A 25,889-nucleotide genomic window follows, 5' to 3' on the forward strand; every position below is an offset into this window, starting at 1 on the left:
ATCATTTGCTGAGTAGAACGCCGTTGCGAACGGAAAATCAGCAGTATCATTTAAAAATATCGTGGCGAACTTGGTGTTAGAAATAATGATTTGCCACGAATGCACGAATATTTTACATCCCACATATTACTCAGATTTCGCAGATTTAGAACCCATTAGTAGAAAACAGAAACTTACGTGTGCTTCTATGTAGCTTGACTTTAAACGTTAGTAACTAAAGTGTTAAAAAACTTTTGTTACTTTTGACTACGTCGAAATATCATTCATCGAATGAAAGGAGCTAATCTTCTAACATTATATCAAGTAAAAAATCTGGCCTCCGTTAGGAAGCATCGTTCATAAATAAACTTTCATTCTCAATTTTAGGCAGAAAATTTGCTATAATTCCTGAAATTTGCTTTATGGAAATTCAGGAGGTCATATCAAAACAAAAAGAATTTTTTAATACGAACCAGACGAAAAATATCCGTTTCAGAAAAATGTATCTTGAAAAACTTCGGGATGTCATTATACAAAACGAAAATCTTTTATATGAAGCCATCTACAAAGATTTTGGAAAGTCTACGTTTGATACATTCACTACTGAAATTTCTTTTATTTTAAATGATATCAACTATTATCTCAAAAATTTAAAATCGCTTTCAAAACCTAAAAAAGTTAGGACTAATCTGGTAAATCAGCTCGGAAAAAGTAGAATTTATTGCGAGCCATTAGGGAATATTCTGGTCATCGGAGCTTGGAATTATCCATATCAATTATCCCTCTCTCCTATCATTGCCGCATTGGCAGCCGGAAATTGTTGTATTTTAAAGCCTAGTGAAATTGCAGAAAATACGATGAAAGCAATGGTAAAAATCATTAATGAAAATTTTCCAGCTGAATATCTATACGCTTTTGAAGGAGGAATTGATGAAACCACAGAATTGTTACAACTGAAATTTGATAAAATATTTTTTACAGGTAGTACTAAAGTTGGAAAAATTGTTTACGAAGCTGCTGCAAAAAATCTAACTCCTGTTACGCTGGAATTAGGCGGGAAATCTCCCACTATCATTAGTAAAGAAGCCAATCTTGAAGTAGCTGCCAAAAGAATTGTCTGGGGAAAATTTTTAAATGCCGGACAAACCTGTGTTGCTCCGGATTATTTGTTAGTCGAAGAATCCGTTAAGGAGCAGTTTTTGGAAATGCTTCGAAAATATATTCAGGAATTTAAATATAAACCAAATTCAGAACATTACACCAGAATTATTAACCAAAGGAATTTTGAAAGATTGATCAAGCTTATCAATAAGGATAAAATTTACTTCGGAGGAAATTTCGATAAAGAAAAATTATTTATAGAACCTACGCTTTTAACGGACGTTAACTGGAACGATGATGTAATGCAGGAAGAGATTTTCGGACCTATTCTACCCGTCATTTCTTTTACCAATTTCAATATCGTATTGAATGAAATAATAGAATTAGAAAAGCCTCTGGCTGCGTATTTATTCACTAATAATTCAGAAGAAAAAGAAATTTTTAAGCAGAAATTTTCCTTTGGCGGAGGCTGTATCAATGATGTCATGATGCATTTAGGAAATGAAAATCTTCCGTTTGGAGGCGTTGGAAATTCAGGAATTGGAAATTATCACGGTAAATTCGGTTTTGAAACCTTTTCACATCAAAAAGCTATTCTTGAAAGAGCAACTTGGGGCGAACCGAATATTAAATATCCACCTTATTCTGAGAAAAAATTAAGCTGGATTAAAAAATTAATGTAATTAATCCCGAAATAGGGATTTGTAATAATAATGTTGTATTTTTATTCTTGTTAAATCAAATAAGCATAACATTATGAAAAAATTAAAAAAATTATCACGAGAGCAGTTAAAAAATGTCTCAGGTGGGGGATCTTGTACAGGAACCTGTTCAGACGGATCTTTTGTTTATGTAAGCTCATGTACATCATGCATTAGCTATTCTGGGGGAGCTGCTTGCTATAATTCTCACGAAGAAAGCATCTATGTTGAAACTTGCTAAAAAAAAGGCTGCCCTTTATTGGACAGCCTTACATTTTTATTAAATTTTTCCCGTTTTAAAAAAAGTTTCTACTTTTTCTTTATCATATCCATTTTCTTTTTCTAAAACTCTACTATCTTTAAGAATATGAATCATTTTTCCATTATCATCTAAAATAATAAAAAATGGATAACCTTGTTTTTCTTTTATATTAATATATTGAGCAAAAGTCTTTTCATTTTTATTGTCCGGAGAATAATTTAAATGATAATATAGATAATTTTTATCTACAATTTCTTTTAATTCTGGTGTAGACTGAACAAAATTATTAAATCTCAAGCACCAAATACACCAGTTTCCACCTGCTTGAATTAAAATTTTCTTATTTTCTTTTTGAGCCTGCGCCACAAGCTTTTTAATATCTGCCTGTGCATCTGCTTTCGGATCATAAGGTTTTGGTAATTTCGCCTTCTCTTCTGCTGATTTTTTCTTTGCTTCTAATTCTGCTGCATCCGATTTTACCAATAATGCTTTGTCCGCAGAATTTTTGCTTTCTGCAGGTTTATTTGTAGTCTGAGCCCAAGCCATTGTGCTTAGAGCCAAAACAGCTACCAACGACAATTTTTTCATAACATAAAAGTAAAAAAATAATACTTATTATCAGCAAAAATAGAACCATAATTTTATTATCACTAAATTTGCCTGTTTTATGAATTTCCTAATCAAAATACTATATCTAATCTCCAAGATGCCGTTAAAAATATTATATATTTTTTCGGATATTATGTTTTTTTTAAATTACTACTTTGTTGGATATAGAAAAAATGTAATCACGCAAAATTTAAAAAATTCGTTTCCTCATAAATCGGACGAGGAAATTGAAGAAATCAAGAAAAAATTCTATCGTAATTTTTCGGATTATCTCGTGGAAACTGTTAAATCTTTCAGTATTTCAGAGACCGAATCACGTGTACGAATGCAGCACATCAATCAGGAACTTTTTCAGGAAGCCAAAGAAGAAGGCAAAAATGTCATTATGCTGGCTGGGCATGTCTTTAACTGGGAATGGATCAACGCTTTTGCAAAAGTCATTCCTCAGGACCATTGTCATCCTGTTTACAGAAAAGTAAACAGCGATTTTTGGGAAAATCAGATGAAGAAGGTCCGAAATAAGTTCGGAAATGAAGCACTGGAAGCAAATGAGGTCATTCGAAATATCTTAAGGAATAAAAACAACGGAAGTTCTGCTTATATGTTTGTGGCAGATCAGACTCCCCATTTTGCGAGTGTCACTTATGGTTTGGAATTTTTAAACCAGAGAACCCCTGTATTTTTAGGCTATGATAAATTAGCTACCCGATTGGATCTTGCTTTTATTTATTGTGAAATGAAAAAAGTAAAGCGTGGTTTTTATCAGGTAAACTATCACAGAATTTATCCTGATGGTGAAAAATTCGAAGAATATGAAGTGGTAAAAAAATTCCACAAATTACTGGAGAATACACTTAATAAACGTCCCGACAATTACTTATGGTCCCACAGAAAGTGGAAATATCAGGATTCGATCAAAACCTACGGGTCAGAAAAAAATTAAATTGAAAATGTCAAAAAAAATTGCTGTTGTCATATTAAACTGGAATGGAAAAAGCTGGCTTGAAAAATTTGTCCCAGACGTTATTCTTCATTCTGAGAATGCAGATGTTTATGTAATTGATAATTTTTCAACGGATGATTCGATTGATTTTTTACAGACCAACTTTCAGTCAGTAAATATTATTCAGAATGATAAGAATTATGGTTTTGCAGGAGGTTATAATGAAGGTTTAAAGCATATTGAAGCTGAATATTATTGCCTGCTTAATTCCGATGTAGAAGTTACCGAAAACTGGATTGAACCTGCTTTAAATTTATTTGAAAAAGATTCATCGATTTCTGCAATTCAGCCTAAAATTTTATCATTCAACAATAAAAATTATTTTGAGTTTGCCGGAGCTGCTGGTGGTTTAATTGATAATCTAGGCTATCCTTACTGCCGCGGAAGAGTTTTTGATGATGTGGAAGAAGATAAGGGGCAATATAATGACGAAACAGAAATTTTCTGGGCTTCAGGGTGTTGCTTTTTTATCCGTTCTAAAGATTTTTGGGAACAGAAAGGTTTTGATGAGAGATTTTTTGCCCATCAGGAAGAAATTGATCTTTGCTGGAGATTGATCAATTCAGGAAAGAAAATTTTTTACACCGGAAAATCTACCGTTTATCATGTAGGAGGTGGGACATTGAACAAACAAAGCGCTCAGAAAACGTACTTAAACATCAGAAATAACCTTTCCATGATGTTGAAAAATTTACCGTTCCCAAAGTTGATTTGGCTAATATTTTTCAGATTATGTTTAGATGGTATTGCTTCTATTTATTTTGCTTTCAAAAACGGATTTTCTCATCTTTGGGCAGTGGCAAGGGCTCATTTTGCATTCTACGGTCAGGCTTCAGGAACTTGGAAACGTCGACAAAAGCATCAGAAAGAAAACTTTTATCAAACAAAATGGTTAATATTTAAACATTTTTTAGGAGGAAAGTAAAAATTTAATATTAAAGATTTAATGCTATGACTTATAACATTAACTATAAAACAATACACCTTAAACTCTAAATAAATAATATGGATTTTTGTGCAATAGATTTCGAAACTGCGACTCATGACAGAAGTTCTGCGTGTGAAATTGGCGTTTGTATTGTGCAAGACTCAAAGATTGTGGAAACCAAAACATGGCTGATAAAACCGCCTAGTTTTCCTTATTTCAATCCGTTTAATATTCAAGTTCATGGTATTCGTCCGGAAGATGTAAAAGACGCTCCAACGTTCGATGAAGTTTGGTATGAAGTTCAGGAAATGGTGTACGGAACATTGATGATTGCTCACAATGCTGGTTTCGATGCCGGGGTTTTACGTGGTTGCCTGCAGCATTATGGCATGTTTACCCCTAATATTAATTACCTGTGTAGCATTCAGTTGGCAAAAAAATCGTGGAATTATTTGCCTAAATATGGTTTAAAACAATTGGCAGATTACCACCAAATCAAATTCAATCACCACAGGGCGGGTGATGATGCTGAAGTTTGTGCCAAAATATCTCTTTTAGCCTTTGAAAAGCTTTTTCTTACAAGCAATGAAGAGGTTTCAGAATACATGAAACTGAAGATTAAAAAGCTTTAATTTTCTTGATCAATACTACACTTGCCTCTTTTAACTTTTTCCTTTAAATTAATTACTCAAAACCTCGGACAGCAAGTTGAATTTCGGAATATCTATTTCAAAATTCTCCTGTGTTTCCGTATTAATGACAAGGTATTTTCCGCTCATATTTCCTACACCGGAGCGGAGCATCACATTGGAAAAGTAGGCAAAATTTTCACCGGATTGTATCTCGGGAGTTAATCCTATTACTCCGTCGCCGATGATCTCTGTATACCCGAAACCTACATCAAAAATAAGCCATTTTCTTTTCAATACTTTAATAGGAAAATCTCCTTCATTTTCAATGGTTATATTGTATTTGAAAACATAACGGTTTTCAGACGGGTAACTGTTCTTGCTATCATATTCAGGAATTACTGAAACTTTGATATTTGAAGTTATCTTTTGAAACATCATCTTTAGTATTTTCTTAATATATACAAAAATCTCGCCTTTTTTAAGGCGAGATTGTAAAGATATATTATAATTTTATTAAAATCTATAATCCAAGGCCTTTTCTTTCGTCTCCACCCAATAGAGTTTCAACAGGATTGTCAATACCTTCTTTTACCGCAACAAGGAATCCTACAGACTCTTTACCGTCGATAATTCTGTGGTCATAAGACATCGCAACATACATCATTGGACGAATTACAACTTGCCCATCAACAGCAACCGGTCTCTGGATAATGTTGTGCATACCAAGGATTGCAGATTGAGGAGGGTTAATGATCGGCGTAGAAAGCATAGATCCGAAAGTACCACCATTCGTAATTGTGAAAGTACCACCAGTCATTTCGTCAACCGTGATTTTTCCGTCTCTAACTTTGATCGCAAGATCTTTGATATTTCCTTCAACGTTAGCGAAAGACATGTTTTCTGCATTTCTCAATACAGGAACCATTAATCCTTTAGGACCAGAAACTGCAATTGAAATATCACAGAAATCATAGTTTACTTTGAAATCTCCGTCGATAGATGCATTTACATCCGGATACATCTGTAATGCTCTTGTAACCGCTTTAGTGAAGAAAGACATGAAACCAAGACCTACTCCGTGTTTTTGACCGAATTCTTCTTTATATAATTTTCTTAGTCTAAAGATCTCAGACATGTCAACCTCGTTAAAAGTCGTTAACATTGCTGTTTCATTCTTTACAGAAACCAATCTCTGAGCGATTTTTCTTCTAAGAACTGAAAGTTTAGTAGTTGTTGTAGATCTAGAACCTGTAGCTGTCATCGGGCTTCCTCCTAATGCAGGAACAGCCGCCAATTCAGCATCAGATTTAGAGATTCTTCCGTCTCTTCCAGAACCTGAAACCTGAGAAGCATCGATGCCTTTTTCGTCAAGAATTTTCTTAGCCGCAGGAGATGGAGCTCCCGTTGCATACGTTTGAGGTGCAGCAGCAGGTTTTGGAGCTTCTTGCTTAGCCGGTTCAGCTGCTTTAGGAGCCTCCTCTTGTTTTGGAGCTTCAGCAGCAGGAGCAGCGCTACCCGCAGGTTTAGCAGCATCCATATCGATTAAACAAACCACTTGTCCTACTTGTACCACGTCACCTTCTTCAGCTTTCAAAGTAATAATACCGCTTTGCTCAGCAGGCAATTCAAGAGTCGCTTTGTCTGAATCTACTTCAGCGATGGGTTGATCTTTTTCTACATAATCACCATCTTTCACAAGCCAAGTTGCAATTTCAACTTCTGTTATTGATTCGCCCGGTGAAGGAACTTTCATTTCTAAAACTGACATATCGTATTTTATTTTTTTATTAATTATTAATTTTTATTAAGCTGTTACAGGTCTTTTTACAGGAGCATCATTCGTATCAAATACTCTGTTGATTACTGCATTTTGATTTTTTTCAAACATTTTGTGACTTCCCGGAGCCGGAGCACCACTTGGAACAGGAGCAATAACGTTGATTCCCGTTTCTCTGAAGTTTCTTAAGATATAAGACCAAGCGCCCATATTTTCAGGTTCTTCCTGAGCCCATACCAATTCTTTTCTGCTTGAATATTTTTCGAAGATCGCATCGATCGCATCAACTTGAAGCGGATACAACTGTTCGAATCTTATCAATGCGATATTTTCAGCATTTAATTCTTCTTTCTTAGCCAATAATTCGAAGTATAATTTACCTGAACAAAGTACTAATTTTTCAACTTTTTTAGGATCAGCAGTTGGATCATCTAAGATTGGCTGGAATCCTTTGTTTGAGAAATCTTCAAGCGGAGAAACCACTTTTGGATGTCTTAACAATGATTTCGGACTCATCACGATTAACGGCTTTCTGAATGACCATTTCAACTGTCTTCTCAACAAGTGGAAATAGTTGGCAGGCGAAGTGATGTTCGCTACCACCATATTTTCGTTAGCACAAAGTGTTAAGAATCTTTCCAGTCTTGCAGAAGAGTGTTCTGCACCCTGCCCTTCCGAACCGTGAGGCAATAACATTACCAAACCGTCCTGAATTTTCCATTTTTCTTCTGCAGCAGCTAAATATTGGTCAACGATAATTTGCGCACCGTTCACGAAATCTCCGAACTGAGCTTCCCAAATCGTTAAAGTATTAGGAGATGCCATTGCATAACCATAATCGAAACCAAGAACTCCATACTCAGAAAGGTGAGAGTTGAAAACATCAAATCTGCTTTCAGAAACTTCTCTTAATGGTACATATTCTTCTTCCGTATCTTCAGTTTTTACCACTGCATGTCTGTGAGAGAAAGTACCTCTTTCCACATCTTCACCGGAAATTCTTACGTTGTGACCTTCCACCAAAAGTGTAGCATACGCCAACCACTCACCAAGAGCCCAATCTAAATTGTTACCCTCGATTGCTTTAATTCTGTTTTCGAAAAGTCTTGTAATTTTATTTAAGAACTTTTTATCAGCCGGAAGTGTTGACATTTTAAGAGCCAGTTCTTTCAGCTTAGCTAAGTCATATGTTGTATCTACAGGCTGTTGAACGGCACCTCTTTTTCCAATTGGATAGTTTGTCCAGTCTTCTGCCATGAAAACGTCCATTACGTTTTTCTCAATTTCTTTAGAAGCATCAAAATCTTTATCTAAAAGACCTTTGAAATCTGCCTCCATTTTAGCAATTACGTCATTTGAAGTAATGCTGTCCTTAAGCAATTTATCTTTATAAATCTCTCTTGGGTTTGGATGCTTAGAAATTAATTTATATAAGTTAGGTTGAGTAAATCTTGGTTCATCACCTTCGTTGTGACCATATTTTCTATATCCTAATAGATCGATGTAAACATCTTTTCCGAATTTAGCTCTGAAATCAGCAGCAAAGTGAATTGCATGAACTACCGCCTCTGCATCGTCTGCATTTACGTGCATTACAGGAGATTCTGTAACTTTTGCAATGTCTGTACAGTACGTAGAAGATCTTGCATCCATATAGTTCGTTGTAAACGAAACCTGGTTGTTAACCACGATATGAACTGTACCTCCCGTTCTGTAACCTTCCAAAGTCATCATCTGAGCAACTTCGTAAGCGATCCCCTGCCCAGCGATTGCACCATCACCATGAATGATGATCGGTAAAACTTTAGCATAATCTTTATACTTATCATCCACTTTTGCACGGCAAATTCCTTCTACAAGAGCTGCTACCGTTTCAAGGTGAGATGGGTTCGGAGTCAAGTTAATAGACACCTCTTCTCCTGAAGCTGTTTTGATTTTTTTAGATGAACCCAAGTGATATTTAACATCTCCAGAGAATACATCTTCTTCAAATTCTTTTCCTTCAAATTCTGAGAAAATCTGCTTGTAAGATTTACCGAAAATGTTGGTCAACACGTTCAATCTACCTCTGTGAGCCATTCCCAACACCACTTCGTCTACTCCCAATTGAGAAGATCTTGAGATCAACTGATCTAAAGCTGGAATTAAAGTTTCACCACCTTCCAGTGAGAATCTTTTTTGTCCTACGAATTTTGTGTGAAGGTAGTTTTCAAAAGCAACAGCCTGATTTAATTTTAATAAAATCTCTGTTTTTTCGTTTGCTGAAAGATTCGGATGGTTTTCGTTTACCTGCAACCATCTTTTGATAAAATCTTTCTCCTCAACATTGTTGATATGCATGTATTCAACCCCGATAGAATCACAGTAAATAGTCTCTAAACGAGTTACGATTTCCTGTAAAGTAGCAGGCTCTTTGAACCCGATTTCTACAGCACCGTTGAATTTTGTATTTAAATCTGAGCTACTAAGACCGAAATTTTCGATATCTAAAGTAGGAGTATAATGTCTTCTTTCTCTAACTGGGTTTGTTTTTGTGAACAAATGCCCTCTTGTCCTGTACGCCTCAATAAGGTTGACTACCTTAAACTCTTTCTTGATGTGCTCAGGAACTTCTCCGTTTGCTGCTGCCTGAGTTGCCTGCTTTACAGGAGCTGAAGCGGCCGAGGCCTGAACGTATTGGATGTTTTCGTCGTCACCATAGGTCTCCAAAGCAAAATCAAAGCCTTGAAAGAAGGCTTTCCATGATGGTTCTAAAGAGTCCGGGTATTTTAAGTACTGTTGGTATAAATCCTCAATTAACTGAGAATGAGCTGCGTTTAGGAATGAAAATCTGTCCATTATTACAGTTTATCTGTTATTAAAATTTGTTTGTCGAATTAAGCTTCAAATTTAATAAAAAAAACCGAGTTAAAACAGCCTTTAAAGTATTAAAAAAACTATAAAAAAAATAAATTCAGAAATCTTACTTAAACACTGATAATGAGAGCTTCATATTGACCTCCTGCCCCTCCATTGGGCGTTCTACAAAAGTCTGATATATATCACCAAAACGCATCTCTTCTTTTTTGGCTTTCTGAATTAATTGTTGTATAGCTTTCACTCTTCCTTCATACGTTCCTTTGTAATACATCACGTAATTCTCTGTCGCATTTATCGTTCTGAAACTAAAGTTATTATCCGTAAGGCCGAATTTTTTAGATAAAGGAATGGCGATATAGTAAGAAACTTCTTTGTCTTTATAATTATCAGCATCCGTAATCATCAGCGGGTACCCGAATTCGTCGTCTTTTTTACCAAGATCCATCGTTACATAATTATAAACTTTATTATAATTAATCACAATATTCTTATATAAAGCATCTTTTTTATTGGATGTACTCACGTTAATTCCTAATAATAGTTGTGAATCTTCTTTTTCCACCATCAGGCTGTCATATTTTATGGCAGCCATTTTATTATCCTTTTCTACTTTATTGCCTAAAACGTTTTTAAGATTCGTCATGCTTTTATCAATATTTTCAGCAAAACGGTCTTCCGTCCAAAAATTTTCAACTCTTCGGAAGACGGATAATTTCGGAGTACTTACGTACCATATAATCTGTGTCTTTTCGGGAGCAATCGGTTTAAATTTAACATCAACTAAAGTGGGGTTTTCGTTTTCGTCCTCAAAAAGCTGATATCTTAACGTTTTATTTACATTCTGATATCTGATGAACATTTCACCATCCGTATCATTTTTCTTATCCACGTAGCTCATTGCGCTTCCCTGTCCTTCATAAGGTCTGTAATAATCAATATCTATAGAGGGTGAACTCGTAAAAAAATTATTCCAACGGGTAAACTGCTGCAAATTATTAAACTGTGAAAAAACCTTATCCACAGGATAATCGATCTCTTTTACAATTTTAAAATTCTTGCTTTCATCCACGAAATAATACATGGAAGCTGCATAAGCACCTCCCAGCAAAACTATAAGTACCGCTATAACTTTGAAAAAACGCATATCACAAAAGTAATACAAATAAAAAAAGTGACCAATATCTTGATCACTCTTGTTTTTTTATTTTGGATGGAAGCTCGAAGAATGGATGACAGAAGTTAATATGTGAAATTAAATACTTCTTCTTTTTTTTCAAAGTATAAAGCTTCCAGCATCCTGCTTTTACCCAATATGAGTTCCCGGAGGTAAAACGGCTCCTTTTTTCACGACCACAATGCCGTCCTGTACTGAATGGGTTCCAAAATCACCATCTTTCAAATGTTTTCCGCCGATAATTCTTACATTGTCTCCAATGTAACAGTTTTTATCAAGAATTGCCTGTTCTATATAGCAGTATTTTCCGATTCCCATATTGGGTGTGCCTTTCCTGTCATTCATTACAATTTCAGTGGTATTTTGGTAGAAATCTGCACCCATTACATAAGAGTTAACAATCGTACTTCCTTTATCAATTCTGGTCCTGTTTCCAATCACCGAATTTTCAATTTTATCAGCCATAATGATACATCCGTCTCCAAAAACCGCTTTGCTTACGTAAGAGCCGTTAATTTTCGATGGAGGAAGCATTCTCGCTCTTGTATAAATTGGCGATGATGAGAACAGATTAAACTGAGGAAAATCCTGACAAAGATCTAAGTTGGCTTCGTAGAAAGACTCGATGGTTCCAATGTCTGTCCAATATCCTTCATACTGATAGCTCAGTGTAGTATATTTTCCGATGGAATTTGGAATGATATCTTTCCCGAAATCATCTCCTGCTCCTTCATCAAACATTTTTTTAAGAATAGTCTTAGTGAAAATATAGATACCCATCGATGCCAGATACTCTTTACCAGCATGTTTATTTTCTTCAGAAACTTCAGACTTTAAGCCATCAAGAAGATCATTGGTCGGTTTTTCAACAAAAGAAGTGATATTTCCCCCATCATCTGAGCTTAAAATACCGAAGCCTGTTGCGTCCTTCGCATTCACAGGAATTGTGGCGATTGTAACATCCCCACCTTTTTCAATATGGAAATCCAGCATTTCGCCAAAATCCATCTGATAGAGCTGATCGCCCGAAAGAATCAAGATATACTCATAATCGTACTTTTCTAAATGTTTCATCGATTGGCGAACTGCATCCGCAGTACCCTGATACCAACTTTCGTTTTCTACATTCTGTTCTGCCGCTAAAATATCAACAAAACCTTTGCTGAAAATATCAAAATGATAAGAGTTTTTAATATGAGAATTCAAAGAAGCAGAATTAAACTGAGTCAACACAAGAATTTTATTCAATCCGGAGTTTAAACAATTTGAAATAGGAATATCTACCAATCTGTATTTTCCCGCGATGGGTACGGCCGGTTTTGATCTTGTATACGTTAAAGGGAAAAGCCTTGTTCCTCTTCCTCCGCCTAAAACAATGGAAATTACATTGTGATTCATAAATTATCTGCGTTTTATTTTATTAAGTTTACTGTTCTATCCTTGGTGTTTACGTTTACTGAAAAACATTCTTTATTTTCAGCTTTTAATTTTTGATTATAAACTACAACTTTATATAAATTATCTCCCAACTCTTTTACATCTTTGTCTACGTCGTAAATTTCTATATAATATTTCTTTAGTTCATCTCTGAATAATTTATTGGTGATTAAAACATCCATAACATCAACTTTCTTCATCATAAAGTCATCAATGTCTTTGTCATATTTTTGCCTCCAATCTTTTCCGTATCTTCTTTCAATGGCAGCGTAGGTCTTTTTATTTTCAGCATCAACACTGTCCATTACTTTTTTATCAATCATACATCCGGACACTGAATGATATTTAATTTTCCATTTATCTGAAATCCCATCTGCTGCTTCGTGAAAATCCATTCTCGGATAACCGTAGGTATAAATCCAATAGTACCCTCCGCGATAACTCCCTTCTTCCTTACAAGAAAACATCAATATCAACAGGAATAAAAAAGACAGCTTTTTCAATATTTTAGTTTTTATATAAAGCTATGTATTTTTCTGCCGACTTCTCCCATGAAAAATCAAAATTCATATTGGCATTGATAAGATTTTTCATCACATCCTTTTCATTATAAATGCCTAACGCCCTGTTCATCGCATGAATAATATCGTCTACGCCAGGAAATGTAAAATTAATTCCCGCTCCGCCTGTCGAAATATCTTCCACCGTATCCCTTAAACCACCTGTATATCTTACAATAGGAATTGTTCCGTATCGCATGGAATACATTTGATTCAAACCGCAAGGTTCTACTCTCGAAGGCATCAGTAAAAAATCTGCCGAAGCATATATTTTATGTGAAAGATGTTCTTTATACCCTAAATCTAAAGCGAAATTGGTATACGTATAATCGTATTCTTTCAGTTTATTTTCAATATAAGAATTTCCGGAGCCTAAAATCATAATATTTAAAGCACCATAACTTTGTTTAATGCTTCTCCAAACTACATCCGGAAGAAAATCCGCCCCTTTTTCTGTAGCAAATCTTCCGATAAAGGCAAACAATGGAAGTTCTGGTTTTAAACCATATTCTTTACAAAGCTTTTCTTTATTTTTCCTCTTTTGACCGATGGCATTTTTAATATTAAAATTAAAATCAAGCATCGGATCGGTCTCAGGATTCCAAACATCAGAATCGATTCCGTTGATAATTCCGTACGCTTTACCAAACTCATCGCGAACCAGGCTTTCCAAGCCTCTGAAACTTACAAAAAGTTCTTCAAGATACCCTTGAGAAACTGTTGTAAAAGCCGTCGCACATTTAATCATGCTTGCCAAAGGATTAATAAAACCGTTCCAGTCCATCAATCCCCATTTATAAGAGTCAAAAGAAGGCATATAGTTTGCCATTTCCCAGCTCATCATTCCCTGATATTCGCCATTGTGAATGGTTCCTATGGTCTTTACACCTCTCAAAAACGAAAATTCATGGCAATGTTCGATCATAAAAGGAACCAAGCCTGTATGATAATCGTGGCAATGCAGAATATCGGGACGAATTTCCATCGCGCTCAACCAATGCAAAACTCCATGCTGAAAGGCCAAAAACTGAAAACTTTCATCCTGATAACCGTAAGGATTATCGCGGTCTAAAAGTCCGGGAATTCTAACCATAAAAAGTTCAAATCCCAAAACATCGGTTTTCTCTTTCAAAACCTGAACCTGAAGCATATTTGGCCCTTGGTGAATGAAACCATCAAAAACTATGTCAAACTCATGTTCGTGAACGAAACTTTTGTTGTACCAAGGCATAACTACTTTCGCATCAACACCTTTTATTTTGTTCTGATATTTCGGTAAAGCGCCTACTACATCTGCCAAACCTCCTACTTTCGCTATCGGATAACACTCCGTACTGAGATGATAAACTACCATTTTTATTTTTTATCTTTTGTGTTGTTTGATTCTATTTTGTTTGTACTTTTTGTCTTTTCTTTTCAGTACAATTCCTGCAAGCGGCGGCAATTGTATACTGATTGATTTCTGATGCCTCATATAATCTTCAAATTGCTCGCTGAAAATTTCAGGCTGAACTCCGCTTCCCGCATATCTTTCATCATCAGAATTAAAAATAATTTCCCAATGACTGCCTGCATTCACTCCTATTTTATAATCGATCACTCGGGGAGTAAGATTTAAAACAACCATAAAAACATCTTCTTTCTTCTTCCCTTTTCTAAGATACACATAAACCGAATTTTCAAGATCATCTGCTTCTACCCATTCAAAACCATCTTTATTGAATTGATTTTCGTAAAAAGCAGGTTCATATCGATAGAGATGATTTAGATCTTTCACTAAAGTCTGTAAACCTTTATGAACAGGATACTGCAATAAATGCCAATCCAGGCTTTGTTTAAAATTCCATTCGCCTGTTTGTCCGAATTCATCACCCATGAAAAGCAATTTTGCCCCCGGATGGGTAAACATATAGACATACAACGCACGAAGATTTGCAAATTTCTGCCATTCGTCGCCCGGCATTTTATAAATTAAACTCGCTTTTCCATGCACCACTTCATCGTGTGACAAAGGCATCATATAATTTTCATTATACATATACATAGAAGCAAACGTGAGCTTATGATGAAAAAACTTCCTGTTGAGAGGATCTTCTTTAAAATAATCCAACGTATCATGCATCCAGCCCATCATCCATTTCATACCAAATCCCACGCCACCGTCGTGCACAGGCTTCGTTAACATTGGAAAATCTGAACTTTCTTCCGCAATTGTTATAATATTATCTCCAAATTCTTTGTAAACCGCTGTATTAAAATCCTGTAAAAAAGCTTTGGCTTCCAGGTTTACATTTTCTCCGTAAATATTCGGTTCCCACTCGCCTTCATTTCTCGAATAATCAAGATGAAGCATGGAAGTTACCGCGTCAACACGCAATCCATCAGCATGATACCTTTCCAGCCAAAACATAGCGTTTGAAATAAGGAAAGATTGCACTTCGTTTCTTCCGTAATTGAAAATATGAGACTTCCAATCGGGATGAAAACCTTTTCGGGGATCTTCATGTTCATACAAATAAGAACCATCAAATCGATGTAAACCATTAGCATCACCCGGAAAATGGGAAGGAACCCAATCGAGAATAACTCCAATTTCATTCTTATGAAGTTCATCAATCAGAAACATCAAATCCTGTGGTGATCCAAAACGTGAATTTGCCGCAAAAAAACCTGTGATCTGATATCCCCAACTCGGATCATACGGATATTCCATCAAAGGCATAAATTCTACGTGCGTAAAACCCATCTCTTTGATGTAGGGAACCAGTTTTTTTGCAACATCACGATAATTCAGAAAACGTTCAGGTTCACTTTCATTTCTAAGCCAAGAACCTAAATGCATTTCGTACACCGAAATCGGAGCATTTAAACTGTTTATTTTCCAACGGTTTTCAAGCCATTCTTTATCGTTCCATTCATACCAATTGGTCGAAACCATCGATGCTGCCTGAATATTCTGTTCCCAGCTTAAGGCATAAGGGTCACTTTTCTCCAAAATTTCTCCACGGGGAGTTTCAATGGCATATTTATACAAAGTTCCCCACGTTAAATCTGCAATAAATCCTTCCCAAATTCCGGATTCATCCCAGCGCGGGAATAAAATATGATCATTATGATTCCAGTTGTTAAAGTTTCCTATTACAGAAACTTTTTTGGCGTTGGGCGCCCAAACTGAGAAATAAATACCTTTTACACCATCTTTTTCGGCAGAATGGGCACCGAATTTCTCATACAACTTATAATGTTTACCTTCTTTAAAAAGGTAAATATCCTGCTCTGTAAAAAGTGTATACGTTTTAACCGAATTCATCACGGTTTTAATTTAATTTATTATTTTCTCTGAAACTACGAAAAAATAGCCATAAGAAGGGTTAATTATTATTAAATAATTACTACGCCTATGTCTGTATAATACTTGTTCTTTTCAAATATAGAACAATTTTCATTCTTAAATTTATGATTTTAAACGATTAAGATAAAAGTTTTTTTTATAAATTTATAAGTCTGAAAATCATTAAGAAAACACGATGAGGTTTGAACTTTATACCGAAGAAAGTGACGATAGAATCATCTATATCACAGGAAATTTTAATCAATGGAATCCCAGAGACCGTAAGTTTCAGCTTAAACAAAGGGATCACAATCAATACTGTATAGAAATAGCAGATGATCTCCTGCCCCAAACTATTGAATATAAATTTACTAAAGGAGGCTGGGAAAATGTTGAACTTGATCAGTACGGAAATATCACGCCTAATAAAAAAGCTACAAAATCACAGGGAGTCACTTCTGACGTTGTTGTGAAATGGAGATTTAACTGGGGGCCTTTTAAAGAGGAATATTTTCCTATTGCAGAAATTATATCGGAAGAATTTTACATTCCACAGCTGGAACGGTACCGTAAGGTGTGGGCGGTCTTACCGTATGATTATTATGTTTCTAATAAAGACTATCCTGTCCTTTACCTCCAGGATGCCCAGAATTTATTCAACGAAGGAAGTGGCTACGGAAATTGGGAAATCGACAAAAAATTGTCTATTCTTTCCGAATACGGTCGTGGCGATGTGATCATTATCGCGATTGAACATGGAAGTGAAGAACGAATTAAAGAATATATATTTGATAATGATAATGTCGCGAACGGTTCTGAAGGGAAAAAATACATCCGGTTTATCACAGACACGTTGAAACCTTATGTAGATCAGAACTATCGCACAAAAAGGGATAGAGATAATACCGGAATTGGCGGAAGTTCATTGGGAGCTTTAATAAGTATTTACAGCGGATTTTTGTATCCTGAAGTCTATTCGAAACTTCTTATTTTTTCACCGTCACTTTGGGTAGAACCGAATAATAATTTCCCGATGATGAATTTCAGAGTTCCGTTCAAAACAAAAATCTATCTTTACGGCGGAGGTCAGGAAGGATCAAAAATGGTCAAAAGAATCCATATTTTTGAAGACTATTTAAAACGCTGGGAGAAGAAAAACCTTTTTGATTTTGAGTTTAAAACAAGCATCAATCCGGAAGGAACACACAATGAGTTCTACTGGTCTCAGGAGTTTCCCCGAGCGATTGAATGGCTGTATTATAACAACACTGAAAACCCTGTGGAAGTAAAACCGCACCAACAAAGCATTAAAAATTAAAATTATGAATTTAATTAATACAAAAAATAAAAGCTACACTCAGGTATTCCATCTTTTTACTGAAGAAGAATGGATAAAAACGGGCAAAAATTTCAATAAAAACATTGCTAATTTCTTTACCGGAAAAAAGCATGAAGTTTTTATAAACGCCCATGAAGAAGGAATTACCTATTTTATAGGTTTAGGAAAATCTACTTTACAAAATTTCGAAATTCAGCAGGTTGCCGTAAAATTTTCTCAAACACAAAAGGAAAAAATCCACGCGGTTCCGACTTTGTTTTTTGCTGATTTTATGAATGAAAGACAATTTGAAGAATTTGCAAAAGGTCTGTTAATCGGAACTTACCACTACCCTTTTGAAAAAGATCATCCTGTCTGGGATTCTAAATTCGAGCTTCATTTTGAAAATTTAAGTCAGAAAAAATTAGATACGATCAGCCAACGAGTGGAAGCGTTGAGTAACGGACAAATCGCCTGTCAGGAATGGCTGAACAAGCCCGCTAATCTTAAAAAGCCTGATACTTTAAGTTTATATTTAAAAAACTTAGCGAAGAAACACGACTTAAAGTATACTGCTTTCAATAGAAAAAAATGTGAAGAGTTGGGATTGGGGGCTTACCTCTCTGTCAACCAAGGAAGTGCTTATGATGCCGCTTTTACGATTTTGGAATATAAAACCACTGTAAAAAATGCTAAAACTTTTGGTTTGGTAGGAAAATGTGTTCTATTTGACACAGGAGGAATCTCGTTAAAAAATCCGGATAACATGCACTATATGAAATCGGATATGGGTGGCGCAACGGCTGTTTTGGGAGCTTTAATTTACGCTGTGGAAATGCAGCTTCCTGTGAATATCGTTGCTATTTTACCAATCACCGACAACGCAATTTCTGAAAATGCTTTTCTTCCAAGCGACGTAATCACAGCATACAATGGAAAAACCATTGAGGTGCTAAATACCGACGCGGAAGGCAGAATGATCCTCGCAGACGGACTTTCCTATATGGCCAAAAACTTCAAGACAGATTTCATGATCGATCTTGCTACTTTAACTGGAAGCTCGGTGAGAATGTTTGGTGATACTTGCGGTGCGATGTTTTCGAATGACGAAGAATTCAAAAATCTATTAATAAAAACCGGTGATAAAACCAATCAGAGACTTTGGAACCTTCCTCTTTGGGATGTTTGGAAAGACGATATCCAATCTGATGTGGCAGATCTGAAGAATATTTCCATGAAACCTATCGGAGACTGTATTATTGCGGCAAAATTTTTAGAACAATTTATTGAAGATCATCCCAAATGGGCACATTTAGATATTGCAGGAGTTGCTTTTGGAAGCGTTGGATATGCTAAAGAAAAGGCAGCAACCGGCTTTGGAGTGCAGTTATTGGCAGATTTAATTGAAAATTATCACTAAAAATTAGTTTATATCAAAAATTCTCTGTATAATTGGTAGAGTAATTTTCAAAAACATATCATAATTCAGTTTTTACCATTAACTAATTAACAAAGATTTAATTTTATTTTTGAAAATTTACAAAAACATTAAAAACATTATATGGAGAAGAAAACAATAGTATGTATTTCGTGCTATTATAAGGGCTATGACTTCATGGATGAAATGAAGCAGCTCGGTAATAAAATAATCTTAGTAACATCCGAAAATCTTAAAGAAAAAGACTGGCCGTGGCATGCCATTGATGAGGTATTTTATATGCCTGAGGTAAAGCCTTCCGTGTGGAATCTTGAACATCTCGTTCAGGGATTTTCCCATCTGATGCAAACCAGAAAAGTGGATGCTGTCATTGCTTTAGACGATTATGACGTGGAAAAAGCTGCCCTGATTCGGGAATCTTTCAGAATTCCGGGCATGGGACAGACAACACACCGTTACTTCCGAGATAAGCTGGCCATGCGACAAAAAGCAAAAAGTTCAGGAATCAATGTGCCTGAATTTACCGCTGTGTTCAATAATGATGAAGTCAATGATTTCGTAGACAAAGTCCCTGCTCCATGGGTTTTAAAACCCCGTTCGGAAGCGTCTGCATCAGGAATTAAAAAACTCACATCCAAAGATGATCTTTGGGAAGCATTGAATACACTGGGAGAAGAACGCCATTTGTTCCTTTTGGAAAGCTTTAAGCCTGGAGATGTTTATCATGTTGACAGCTTGACATTTAATAAAGAAATTGTTTTCACTTCTGCTTCAAAATATTTGGCTCCCCCGATGCAGGTTTCTCATGAAGGCGGTGTTTTCAGAACAAAAACATTAGGAAGATATTCTGATGAATTTAAAGCTTTGGAAGAAGCCAATGAAAAAGTTCTTTCTAATTTCGGATTGATGAACGGCGCGACTCACACGGAGTTTATCCGCAGCAAAGAAGATGGAAAATATTATTTTCTGGAAACATCATCGCGAGTTGGAGGTGCTCATATTCCTGATTTGGTGGAAGCTTCAAGCAATATTAATATCTGGAGAGAATGGGCAAAAATTGAAGATGCTTTGCTGAGAGGAAATAATTATAAAATTTCTAAACCAACAGGTTATTATTCAGGATTGATCATTGCTTTAATTAAAGATAAAGAACCAAATTATACCGAATTTGAAAGTGAGGAAGTCGTAAAATTTTTACCAATTGATTACCATGTTGGAATTGTTTACAAATCGAATGATTCTAAAATAGTTCAGGAAAAATTGGATAAGGCAGCAGAGAAAATTCATGCCGAAATGCTGAATATTCTTCCTCCGAAAAGCAAACCGACGAGTTAAAAATATCAATTAAAAAACCAAATAAGAAAAAAAATGCCGCACATAGAGCATACGGATTATTATTCACATATTTTAGGAACAAGCCTTAAAGTAGAGGTTACGGGACATTATGGCTATCCAATCGTTATGTTTCCGACTTCGCAAGGTCAATATACCCAAAACAATGATTTTCATTTAAATGGAAGCATCAATTGGTTTGTTGAACAAGGAAAAGTTAAATTATATAATATCCAAACGATTGACGGATGGAGTTTTTATGATGACAATATTTCTCCACAGCAAAGAATCAGAAATTATGAAAGATATGTTCAGTTTTTGATCAAAGAGTTTATTCCTTACATTCAGAAAATTCATAAAGTTCATCGTGTTGCGGTGGCTGGAGCTAGTTTTGGCGGTTATCATGCAGCAAATTTTGCTTTTAGATTTCCCGATTTAGTTTCGCATTTATTCTGTCTTTCCGGAGCTTTTAGCATAAGGAATTTTATGGATGGGTATTCTGACGAACTGGTTTATTACAACTGCCCAAGAGAGTTTGTGAAAAATGATGAAGCCTGGAAATACAAACATATGCACATTGTTTTAAGCACTTCAGATCAGGATATTTGTAAAGATAAAAATATTGAAATGGCAGAAATTTTAAGCTCAAAAGGAATCGATTTCTGGTATGATGAAAGAAAGTGGATTAATCATGACTGGCCACTCTGGAGAATGGTTTTCCCTACCTTTATCGGCACATTCTTCTCTTAAAAAATCTAATTAAAATCAAATATTAATATAAAAACGTTAAAAAATACAATTATGGCAAAAAAAGTTGGAATTCTATTCGGTATGGAAGATACCTTTCCTTGGGCATTTATCGATAAAGTGAACGAATTGGGAGGTGGAGAAATCGTGGCAGAAGCAGTACATATCGATAAGCTTGAGCAAGGTGCAGACTACGGATATGCAGTAATTATCGACAGAATTTCGCAGGACGTTCCCTTCTACAGAGCTTATCTTAAAAACGCTGCATTAAACGGAACTTACGTTATCAATAACCCATTTTGGTGGAGTGCAGACGAAAAGTTTTTTAATAATGCATTGATGTCTAAACTTGGGATCCCTCTTCCAAAGACGGTTTTACTTCCTTCTCACGAAAGACCTACGGATACTTCAGAAACCTCTTTCAGAAATTTAAAATTCCCTCATGACTGGGATTATATTTTCGATTATGTTGGTTTTCCGGCTTATATGAAACCTCACGATGGTGGCGGCTGGAAAAACGTTTACAGAGTAGAAAGTCCGGATGATCTTTGGAATAAATTAAGCGAAACAGGACAATTGGTCATGATGGTTCAGGAAGAAATTATTTTTGATGACTATTATAGAGTATATTGTTTAGGTCAGAAATACGTTCACATTATGCCTTACGAGCCGAGAAATGCGCATCATTTACGATATGCAACAACGCATCAGACACAAGGCGAAGAATTGGAAAAATTATTGAAGACCATTCATGATTATACGATTAAAATGAATAAGGCGCTTGGTTATGATTTTAATACAGTAGAATTTGCCATAAGAGACGGAATTCCTTATGCGATTGACTTCTGCAATCCTGCTCCGGATGCCGACAGAAACTCGGTCGGAGAAGAAAATTTTGCGTGGATCGTAGAGCATGCTGCAAAATTAGCCATTGAAAAAGCTAAAGAATATGTTCCGGGAAAACCAAATATCTCTTGGGGAACATTTGTGAAAGATTCAGTAAAATAAAATGAATGAGTTTAAACTTTTAGATCCCATTTAAAAATATTCCCATTGGAAAAAGCAGAGGGATAAGAATTTTTTGAAAGTAGAATGAAAAAAATCCTTACAGACAACATTTTTAGGCCTTTGCTACATCCAACTATTAAAGTTTAACATCAAAAAAAATAAAAGCACGAAAAAAAATGCATCAATTTACCATTGGAATCGAAGAAGAATATCAAATTATTGATGTTGAAAGCAGAGACCTGATCTCTCACGTTTCTAAAATCATTGAAGGTGGAAAGGCTGTTTTAAGTGAAAATTTAAAACACGAAATGCACGAATCCATGATTGAAATGGAAACAGGTATTTGTCAGAATATTCAGGAAGCAAGAGCCGAGCTGACGAATTTAAGAAGACATTTAATTAAAACCGCTCACGAACAGGGTCTTCGTGTGTCCGGCGGAGGAACACATCCGTTTTCAAACTGGGAGCACAATACCATCACCAACGGTGAACGTTACAATAAAATTGTAGACGATATGGGTGACGTGGCGCGTGGAAACCTTATTTTTGGACTTCACGTTCACATAGGGATTCCCAATCGTGAGGAAGGGGTAAGAATTCAAAATGTGATGAGGTATTTCCTGCCACACGTTTATGCGCTCTCTACCAACTCTCCTTTTTGGATCGGCAGAAATACAGGTTTTAAATCATACAGACAGGAAATTTTTGTAAAGTTTCCAAGAACAGGAATTCCGAGTTTCTTCAATTCGTTGGCAGAATTCGACAGCTATGTTGATCTTTTGGTGAAAACCGGAACGATTGATAATGCGAAGAAAATCTGGTGGGACTTACGCGTTCACCCTTTCTATCCTACTATCGAATTCAGGATTTGCGATATGCCGCTGAGAATCGATGAAACGGTTTGTTTGGCTGCTATTATGCAGGCTTTGGTAGCTAAAATCTATAAACTTCATCAGCAGAATTTAAGTTTCAGAAGCTACCGAAGATTATTATTAAATGAAAATAAATGGCGCGCCTCCAAAAGCGGAATCGAAGCACATTTGATTGATTTTGGCAAAGAAGAATCTGTTCCTTATCCTGATTTATTAAAAGAACTTTTAGAATTTATTGATGATGTGGTGGATGACCTGGGATGTCGTTCAGAAGTGGAATATGCCTGGAAAATTCTGGAAAACGGAACGGGGGCAGACCGGCAGCTTACTATTTTCAAAGAAACGGGAGATCTTACCAAAGTGGTTGATTATATGATCTCTGAGACAGAATATGGCATTACCCATGGAGAAACCGCTTCGTAATTTTTTGGTAACTTTGTGGAAAATATGAAGCAGTATGAATGATATTAGAATTGCTTTGCTGGATATGAATAACAATCATGTCAATCAAGGTTTTAAGAATATAAAAGAAATTTCTGAGGCTTTCCAAAAGAATACTGAGGAAACCGTGACCATCAGTACTTTTGATGTAAGGTTTAAAAATGAAATCCCGGATATTGAGGATTTTGATATTTTTATTTCATCGGGCGGTCCGGGAGATCCACATCGGGAGGGACTGGAATGGGAAGATAAATTTGCAGTTTTTTTAGATTCGGTAGTTGAGCATAATAAAACTCACAAAAATAGGAAATACCTGTTTTTGATCTGTCATTCTTTTCAATTGGCGAGCATTCACTGGAAATTAGGAAATATCTGCAAGAGAAAATCTTATTCATTCGGTGTAATGCCGATTCATAAAACCGAAGAAGGCGAACATGAATTTTTATTTGAAAATCTTCCCGATCCATTTTATGCAGTTGACTCCAGAGCGTATCAGTTTATAGAACCGGATCATGAGCGTTTGGATGAATTGGGAATGAAAATCGTTGCTATTGAGAAAGAGCGTCCTCACATTAACCTTGAAAGAGCGATTATGGCGGTCCGTTTTTCTGATGAGATTTTCGGAACACAATTTCACCCGGAAGCTAACCCTGAAGGGATGATTGAAAACCTCAAAGACGAGAAAAATAAAGAAGCTATGATTGAGAATTTCGGAATGGAAAAATATCTTGAAACCGTTGACAGAATGGATGATGAGGATAAAATTATGCTGACTCAGGCAGAAATTCTTCCGAGATTTTTAGAATCCATCAAAAAGGATATTCTGAAACAGGCAAAAATAATGGTTTAATTCTATCAGAAAAACTCCGAGAGCCTTACTTTAGGTTTAATAAGGTTCTCAAAAATGGGTATTCAGCAATAAAAAAATAATAAATATAAATCGGGCAACAACTGTCCGATTTTTTAAAATCACAAAGAAAAAGAATATGATCTCAAAATACAGAAAACAGTTTAACGAAGAATTTTCACAGAAAAAATATGAACAGTTTAAGGAAATTTTAAATCAAAAGAGTGGAATTCCGCCCGGTTTCAGAATTTCAGAAAGCCCGATGATTCTTTCAAATAACTTTAAAAGTAAACTGATCGAAGCCAGTGAAAGTATTATCGATCAAATTAAAGCTTTGCCGGAAGAAACCCTTCAGAAGGCAATTCCTGAAAACTGTAATGTTCCCAATGACACAAAACAACCTCACTTTTTCACCATCGATTTCGGAATTTGTAAAAATGAAGAAGGAGAAATCGTTCCTCAACTGATCGAGCTACAGGCTTTTCCTTCTCTTTATGCCTTTCAAAAAGTTTTAGAAGAAACCTTTTGTGAAGTGTATCCTTTTCTGTCTGAAATCAGAAATAAAATGCCTCCCGAAGAATTTAAAAACTATCTGAAAGAGGTTCTTATCGGTGATGATAATACAGAAAATGTAATTCTTCTTGAGATTTATCCTGAAAGACAAAAAACAGCCATTGATTTTGCTTTAACTGAAAAACTATTGGGCATCAAAACTGTTTGTCTAACCAAAGTAAAAAAAGAAGGAAGAAAATTATTCTATGAAAACAGAGGAAAGCTGATAGAAATTAAGCGAATCTATAATCGCGTTATTTTTGATGAGCTGGATCGGATTCCCGATTTAAAATTAGAGTTTGATTTCCGCGAAGATGTTGATGTAAAATGGATCACCCATCCTAATTGGTTCTTTAAAATCTCAAAATATCTTTTGCCTTTATTGAATCATCAATACGTTCCAAAAAGTTATTTTCTGAATGAGTTTCCGGAAACTGAAAGTCTCGAAAATTTTGTATTAAAACCTTTATTTTCATTTGCGGGAAGTGGTGTTAATCTCAATCCAACGAAAGACATTACGGATGCGATTCAAGATAAAGGAAATTATATATTACAGAGAAAAGTAAACTACGAACCGTTATTTGAAGATATGAACGGTGAATTTTCAAAAGCAGAAGTACGTTTGTTGTATATTTGGCGGGAAAATGATGAACGCCCTATCCTATTGGAAAATCTTGCAAGAATGACGAAAGCTGCTATGGTAAACGTAGATTTCAACAAGAAAGATGCAATATGGATTGGTAGTTCCAATGCTTTCTTTGCCGAATAATAACTTATGACCAAAATTTTCAGTTTTTATCTACTGCTCCTCACTACCTCGCTTTTTTCTCAGCAAGTTCAAATTAAATTTGTAATGGGAAGAGGGAAATTTATTTTTGATAGGGAATCTTATTTGATACAGAAAAAAAATGCCCTCGACGCTCAAAGATCTCAAAGGAAAAGCGACAGTATCAATAATTTAAAAAATGGGAGCTATTCCTC

General features: G+C 35.5%; 22 protein-coding genes. 13 read left to right on the forward strand and 9 right to left on the reverse strand.

The window, feature by feature from the left end; all coding sequences use genetic code 11:
- Positions 1-383 precede the first annotated feature (383 nt).
- Both VUJ46_RS04310 and VUJ46_RS22970 read left to right on the forward strand, forming a co-directional pair.
- Positions 384-1,763, forward strand: coding sequence for an aldehyde dehydrogenase (locus VUJ46_RS04310; RefSeq protein WP_326985073.1), 1,380 nt, complete (start codon positions 384-386; stop codon positions 1,761-1,763).
- Between the two features lie 73 nt (positions 1,764-1,836).
- Complete coding sequence (locus tag VUJ46_RS22970) at positions 1,837-2,022, forward strand: bacteriocin-like protein (protein WP_442784942.1); 186 nt, start codon at positions 1,837-1,839, stop codon at positions 2,020-2,022.
- Between the two features lie 39 nt (positions 2,023-2,061).
- On the opposite strand, the gene VUJ46_RS04315 is transcribed toward VUJ46_RS22970, so the two are convergent.
- Positions 2,062-2,631 (reverse strand): thioredoxin family protein, encoded by a 570-nt coding sequence (locus VUJ46_RS04315; protein ID WP_326983771.1) that lies wholly within the window; start codon positions 2,629-2,631, stop codon positions 2,062-2,064.
- 79 nt (positions 2,632-2,710) lie between these two features.
- Between VUJ46_RS04315 and VUJ46_RS04320 the strand changes: the two genes are divergently transcribed.
- The 3 genes from VUJ46_RS04320 (at position 2,711) to VUJ46_RS04330 (ending at position 5,215) form a co-directional block, all read left to right on the forward strand.
- Positions 2,711-3,595, forward strand: a complete 885-nt coding sequence (locus VUJ46_RS04320; protein WP_326983772.1) for a lysophospholipid acyltransferase family protein — start codon at positions 2,711-2,713, stop codon at positions 3,593-3,595.
- 7 nt (positions 3,596-3,602) lie between these two features.
- Positions 3,603-4,580: a glycosyltransferase family 2 protein gene (locus tag VUJ46_RS04325; RefSeq protein WP_326983773.1), complete on the forward strand. Its 978-nt coding sequence runs from the start codon at positions 3,603-3,605 to the stop codon at positions 4,578-4,580.
- An 80-nt stretch (positions 4,581-4,660) separates the two neighbouring features.
- Positions 4,661-5,215 carry a 3'-5' exonuclease gene (locus tag VUJ46_RS04330; RefSeq protein WP_326983774.1) on the forward strand — a complete coding sequence of 185 codons (555 nt, stop codon included), beginning with the start codon at positions 4,661-4,663 and terminating at the stop codon, positions 5,213-5,215.
- Positions 5,216-5,263: 48 nt separating this feature from the next.
- Here VUJ46_RS04330 and apaG read toward each other — a convergent pair whose 3' ends face one another.
- From apaG to glgB, 8 genes are all read right to left on the reverse strand, one after another.
- On the reverse strand, positions 5,264-5,653 hold the full coding sequence (apaG, locus tag VUJ46_RS04335) for a Co2+/Mg2+ efflux protein ApaG (RefSeq protein ID WP_326983775.1): 390 nt from the start codon (positions 5,651-5,653) through the stop codon (positions 5,264-5,266).
- Between the two features lie 82 nt (positions 5,654-5,735).
- The gene (gene odhB, locus VUJ46_RS04340; protein ID WP_326983776.1) at positions 5,736-6,983 is read right to left on the reverse strand and encodes a 2-oxoglutarate dehydrogenase complex dihydrolipoyllysine-residue succinyltransferase; all 1,248 of its coding nucleotides are present in this window, start codon (positions 6,981-6,983) and stop codon (positions 5,736-5,738) included.
- A 36-nt stretch (positions 6,984-7,019) separates the two neighbouring features.
- Entirely contained in the window at positions 7,020-9,830 is a 2,811-nt protein-coding gene (locus tag VUJ46_RS04345; protein WP_326983777.1) for a 2-oxoglutarate dehydrogenase E1 component, read from the reverse strand.
- A 124-nt stretch (positions 9,831-9,954) separates the two neighbouring features.
- Positions 9,955-10,995: an SRPBCC domain-containing protein gene (locus tag VUJ46_RS04350; RefSeq protein ID WP_326983778.1), complete on the reverse strand. Its 1,041-nt coding sequence runs from the start codon at positions 10,993-10,995 to the stop codon at positions 9,955-9,957.
- A 159-nt stretch (positions 10,996-11,154) separates the two neighbouring features.
- Positions 11,155-12,423: a glucose-1-phosphate adenylyltransferase gene (locus tag VUJ46_RS04355; RefSeq protein WP_326983779.1), complete on the reverse strand. Its 1,269-nt coding sequence runs from the start codon at positions 12,421-12,423 to the stop codon at positions 11,155-11,157.
- Between the two features lie 14 nt (positions 12,424-12,437).
- The gene (locus tag VUJ46_RS04360; RefSeq protein WP_326983780.1) at positions 12,438-12,965 is read right to left on the reverse strand and encodes an FEKKY domain-containing protein; all 528 of its coding nucleotides are present in this window, start codon (positions 12,963-12,965) and stop codon (positions 12,438-12,440) included.
- 4 nt (positions 12,966-12,969) lie between these two features.
- The gene (locus tag VUJ46_RS04365) at positions 12,970-14,376 is read right to left on the reverse strand and encodes a glycogen synthase (protein ID WP_326983781.1); all 1,407 of its coding nucleotides are present in this window, start codon (positions 14,374-14,376) and stop codon (positions 12,970-12,972) included.
- Between the two features lie 9 nt (positions 14,377-14,385).
- The gene (gene glgB / locus VUJ46_RS04370; RefSeq protein WP_326983782.1) at positions 14,386-16,332 is read right to left on the reverse strand and encodes a 1,4-alpha-glucan branching protein GlgB; all 1,947 of its coding nucleotides are present in this window, start codon (positions 16,330-16,332) and stop codon (positions 14,386-14,388) included.
- Between the two features lie 217 nt (positions 16,333-16,549).
- Here glgB and VUJ46_RS04375 point away from each other — a divergent pair, with 217 nt between their 5' ends.
- From VUJ46_RS04375 to VUJ46_RS04410, 8 genes are all read left to right on the forward strand, one after another.
- Complete coding sequence (locus VUJ46_RS04375; protein WP_326983783.1) at positions 16,550-17,671, forward strand: alpha/beta hydrolase; 1,122 nt, start codon at positions 16,550-16,552, stop codon at positions 17,669-17,671.
- Between the two features lie 4 nt (positions 17,672-17,675).
- The gene (locus VUJ46_RS04380; protein WP_326983784.1) at positions 17,676-19,091 is read left to right on the forward strand and encodes a M17 family metallopeptidase; all 1,416 of its coding nucleotides are present in this window, start codon (positions 17,676-17,678) and stop codon (positions 19,089-19,091) included.
- 141 nt (positions 19,092-19,232) lie between these two features.
- Entirely contained in the window at positions 19,233-20,444 is a 1,212-nt protein-coding gene (locus VUJ46_RS04385) for an ATP-grasp domain-containing protein (protein WP_326983785.1), read from the forward strand.
- A 33-nt stretch (positions 20,445-20,477) separates the two neighbouring features.
- Positions 20,478-21,191 carry an alpha/beta hydrolase-fold protein gene (locus VUJ46_RS04390; protein ID WP_326983786.1) on the forward strand — a complete coding sequence of 238 codons (714 nt, stop codon included), beginning with the start codon at positions 20,478-20,480 and terminating at the stop codon, positions 21,189-21,191.
- 51 nt (positions 21,192-21,242) lie between these two features.
- On the forward strand, positions 21,243-22,196 hold the full coding sequence (locus VUJ46_RS04395; protein ID WP_326983787.1) for an ATP-grasp domain-containing protein: 954 nt from the start codon (positions 21,243-21,245) through the stop codon (positions 22,194-22,196).
- Positions 22,197-22,372: 176 nt separating this feature from the next.
- Positions 22,373-23,491 carry a carboxylate-amine ligase gene (locus tag VUJ46_RS04400; protein WP_326983788.1) on the forward strand — a complete coding sequence of 373 codons (1,119 nt, stop codon included), beginning with the start codon at positions 22,373-22,375 and terminating at the stop codon, positions 23,489-23,491.
- A 34-nt stretch (positions 23,492-23,525) separates the two neighbouring features.
- On the forward strand, positions 23,526-24,359 hold the full coding sequence (locus VUJ46_RS04405) for a type 1 glutamine amidotransferase (protein ID WP_326983789.1): 834 nt from the start codon (positions 23,526-23,528) through the stop codon (positions 24,357-24,359).
- A gap of 136 nt (positions 24,360-24,495) precedes the next feature.
- Positions 24,496-25,677, forward strand: coding sequence for a hypothetical protein (locus VUJ46_RS04410; RefSeq protein ID WP_326983790.1), 1,182 nt, complete (start codon positions 24,496-24,498; stop codon positions 25,675-25,677).
- The last annotated feature ends 212 nt before the right edge of the window (positions 25,678-25,889 follow it).

This window comes from Chryseobacterium sp. MYb264, assembly GCF_035974275.1.
In the GTDB taxonomy this organism is placed as follows: Bacteria; Bacteroidota; Bacteroidia; order Flavobacteriales; family Weeksellaceae; genus Chryseobacterium.

Excerpts from the sequence above, each read along its gene's own strand:
- VUJ46_RS04330 (WP_326983774.1), top strand. The coding sequence starts at position 4,661 with ATGGATTTTTGTGCAATAGATTTCGAAACTGCGACTCATGACAGAAGT.
- VUJ46_RS04410 (WP_326983790.1), top strand. The coding sequence starts at position 24,496 with ATGATCTCAAAATACAGAAAACAGTTTAACGAAGAATTTTCACAGAAA.
- VUJ46_RS04345 (WP_326983777.1), bottom strand. The coding sequence starts at position 9,830 with ATGGACAGATTTTCATTCCTAAACGCAGCTCATTCTCAGTTAATTGAG.
- glgB (WP_326983782.1), bottom strand. The coding sequence starts at position 16,332 with ATGAATTCGGTTAAAACGTATACACTTTTTACAGAGCAGGATATTTAC.
- VUJ46_RS04315 (WP_326983771.1), bottom strand. The coding sequence starts at position 2,631 with ATGAAAAAATTGTCGTTGGTAGCTGTTTTGGCTCTAAGCACAATGGCT.
- VUJ46_RS04325 (WP_326983773.1), top strand. The coding sequence starts at position 3,603 with ATGTCAAAAAAAATTGCTGTTGTCATATTAAACTGGAATGGAAAAAGC.
- VUJ46_RS22970 (WP_442784942.1), top strand. The coding sequence starts at position 1,837 with ATGAAAAAATTAAAAAAATTATCACGAGAGCAGTTAAAAAATGTCTCA.
- VUJ46_RS04375 (WP_326983783.1), top strand. The coding sequence starts at position 16,550 with ATGAGGTTTGAACTTTATACCGAAGAAAGTGACGATAGAATCATCTAT.
- VUJ46_RS04385 (WP_326983785.1), top strand. The coding sequence starts at position 19,233 with ATGGAGAAGAAAACAATAGTATGTATTTCGTGCTATTATAAGGGCTAT.
- VUJ46_RS04380 (WP_326983784.1), top strand. The coding sequence starts at position 17,676 with ATGAATTTAATTAATACAAAAAATAAAAGCTACACTCAGGTATTCCAT.
- VUJ46_RS04350 (WP_326983778.1), bottom strand. The coding sequence starts at position 10,995 with ATGCGTTTTTTCAAAGTTATAGCGGTACTTATAGTTTTGCTGGGAGGT.
- VUJ46_RS04400 (WP_326983788.1), top strand. The coding sequence starts at position 22,373 with ATGCATCAATTTACCATTGGAATCGAAGAAGAATATCAAATTATTGAT.
- VUJ46_RS04365 (WP_326983781.1), bottom strand. The coding sequence starts at position 14,376 with ATGGTAGTTTATCATCTCAGTACGGAGTGTTATCCGATAGCGAAAGTA.
- VUJ46_RS04320 (WP_326983772.1), top strand. The coding sequence starts at position 2,711 with ATGAATTTCCTAATCAAAATACTATATCTAATCTCCAAGATGCCGTTA.
- VUJ46_RS04395 (WP_326983787.1), top strand. The coding sequence starts at position 21,243 with ATGGCAAAAAAAGTTGGAATTCTATTCGGTATGGAAGATACCTTTCCT.
- VUJ46_RS04355 (WP_326983779.1), bottom strand. The coding sequence starts at position 12,423 with ATGAATCACAATGTAATTTCCATTGTTTTAGGCGGAGGAAGAGGAACA.
- VUJ46_RS04405 (WP_326983789.1), top strand. The coding sequence starts at position 23,526 with ATGAATGATATTAGAATTGCTTTGCTGGATATGAATAACAATCATGTC.
- apaG (WP_326983775.1), bottom strand. The coding sequence starts at position 5,653 with ATGATGTTTCAAAAGATAACTTCAAATATCAAAGTTTCAGTAATTCCT.
- VUJ46_RS04390 (WP_326983786.1), top strand. The coding sequence starts at position 20,478 with ATGCCGCACATAGAGCATACGGATTATTATTCACATATTTTAGGAACA.
- odhB (WP_326983776.1), bottom strand. The coding sequence starts at position 6,983 with ATGTCAGTTTTAGAAATGAAAGTTCCTTCACCGGGCGAATCAATAACA.